The organism is Methylobacterium sp. E-025, assembly GCF_022829705.1.
In the GTDB taxonomy this organism is placed as follows: Bacteria; Pseudomonadota; Alphaproteobacteria; order Rhizobiales; family Beijerinckiaceae; genus Methylobacterium.
Genome location: NZ_JAKSYR010000162.1, coordinates 1 through 1,622, shown reverse-complemented (window position 1 = coordinate 1,622; position 1,622 = coordinate 1). Strand labels below are relative to the sequence as shown.

Annotated in this window: 3 protein-coding genes; all 3 read left to right on the top strand. The window is 64.3% G+C overall.

What is annotated here, in order from left to right; translation table 11 throughout:
* The first annotated feature begins 154 nt into the window (after window positions 1-154).
* On the top strand, window positions 155-694 hold the full coding sequence (locus MKK64_RS24025) for a hypothetical protein (RefSeq protein WP_243938072.1): 540 nt from the start codon (window positions 155-157) through the stop codon (window positions 692-694).
* A complete protein-coding gene (locus tag MKK64_RS24020) occupies window positions 687-1,244 on the top strand; it encodes a hypothetical protein (protein WP_243938070.1) in 558 nt (185 codons plus the stop codon). The genes MKK64_RS24025 and MKK64_RS24020 overlap by 8 nt, the downstream gene beginning before the upstream one ends.
* A gap of 30 nt (window positions 1,245-1,274) precedes the next feature.
* Window positions 1,275-1,622 (top strand): hypothetical protein (locus tag MKK64_RS24015; RefSeq protein WP_243938068.1); only part of this gene is annotated, 348 nt, incomplete at its 3' end.

Here is a 1,622-nt window from a genome sequence, read left to right as displayed (position 1 = left end):
CGGAGGGTCGGGGGTCAGCGCGAGTTCGGGCTCTCCGCAGGTCTGAGCTTCCAAAACCCGGCAACGACAACAGCGGCAACAGGCAACGGCAGCAGTGGCAACAACGGCAACCAAGGCAGCGTTCGCACGGCGTCACAAGGTTTGCCGCTCGACGGTGAACAAGTGGGAGGCGCGCGGCCACCTCGTCATGACGGTCGACGGCTTGGTCAATGTCGAGGCGTCCGACGACCTCCTGACGAAGCGGCCGGTGGCCTATCGCGGCGGGACGACGAAGGGCCCCGCCGCACCCGAGAAGCCCCGACAGGACGATCCAGTTTTAGATAGTGTCTCGCAGTCCGACCCGGCCGACGTGGTGATCGCCGCGCTCAGCACCATCGTCCGCGAGATCGGGGCCCGTGCCGCTTGCCGCGCTGTCGAGTTCGGCGCATCGCTCCAGACCGCCTACGCCCTCGACACTGCCGTCTGCGTCGAAGCCTGTGCCATCGGCGAGTGCTTTCTCACCAGCATCGGCGCCCCGCTCGCAGCCCTCTGGAGCCTCGTCGAGGTCGCCGACGTGCATCACGGCGGGATCCTCCCTGCAGATTGGCCGGCGCTGGCAGAGGCCGCAGGAGAACCGCTCGACCTGCCTGCGCTGGAAAACTGGTTCTACGCCCTCCCGAGCTTCGACCCGCCGAAGGATGCAACCCATGGCTGACGAACGCCTCCGCCTTGTCGCAGAAGTCACCGATCAGTTCACCGGTCCGCTCGACAAGCTTCAGACCGCGCTGAGGCGCACGGGTGCGGCCGGCACGCAGACCGGTAAGGATCTCAAGAAGGACTTCGAAGGCTTTCACGGCGTTCTCGGCAAAACGAACAGCGCTTTGCAGAGCATGACGGCTCCGCTGTCGGCGCTTGGCGTTGCAGGCTTGGGTGCCAGCCTGTCCCTGACCGGCATCGCGACTGCTCTCTCGGGTTTCTCTAAGGGCACGCAGCAGCTTAGCATCCTCTCAAAAGAAACCGGGCTCGCCGTCAACGAGCTTCGCGCCTTTGGCGCGCTTGGGGAGCGCTTCGGCGTATCCGCCGATACGATGCAAGGCGGCGTCAAGCGGTTCTCCGATGAGATGAGCCAGCTTCGCAGGCGGTTCGGCGAGGCATACTCCGGCCTTCAGGCAATGAACCTCGGCGAGCTTGTCGAGAAGCTGGTTGCTGCGCCAAACATGAAAGCCGCGCTTGATAGCGCGATGGAGTCCTTTTCCAACATCTGAGACCCGGTCAAGCGTCGGAAAGTCGCCGAGATGCTGTTCGGGGCCGATCAGATCGGCGCCGTCGCCGGCCAAGTGGCTGGCAAGTATCGCGAGATGATGACGGAGATCCAAGGCTCCATCGGCTCCATGAGCAAGGAGACCGAGAAGGCGGCTGCGGACTTCGAAAAGAATATGAACCGGATGGGCAACGCCGCCGAGCGGCTGAAGCTCAACGTGCTCGGCCCTCTGCTCAAGGGGCTCAATACCATCGTCGAGAGCGGCGACAGGGCTGGCATCCGCGGTAACGCCGAGGCGATGGACAAGGATCTCAGCGGGCGCCTGACCGACGCCACCAAACGCCGGGATGTGTTGAACGCAGATCCAGTCAAGAACGCCGAC

What these genes read in the sequence shown, in the direction of transcription:
- MKK64_RS24020 (WP_243938070.1), top strand. Translation starts at nt 687, where the DNA reads ATGGCTGACGAACGCCTCCGCCTTGTCGCAGAAGTCACCGATCAGTTC.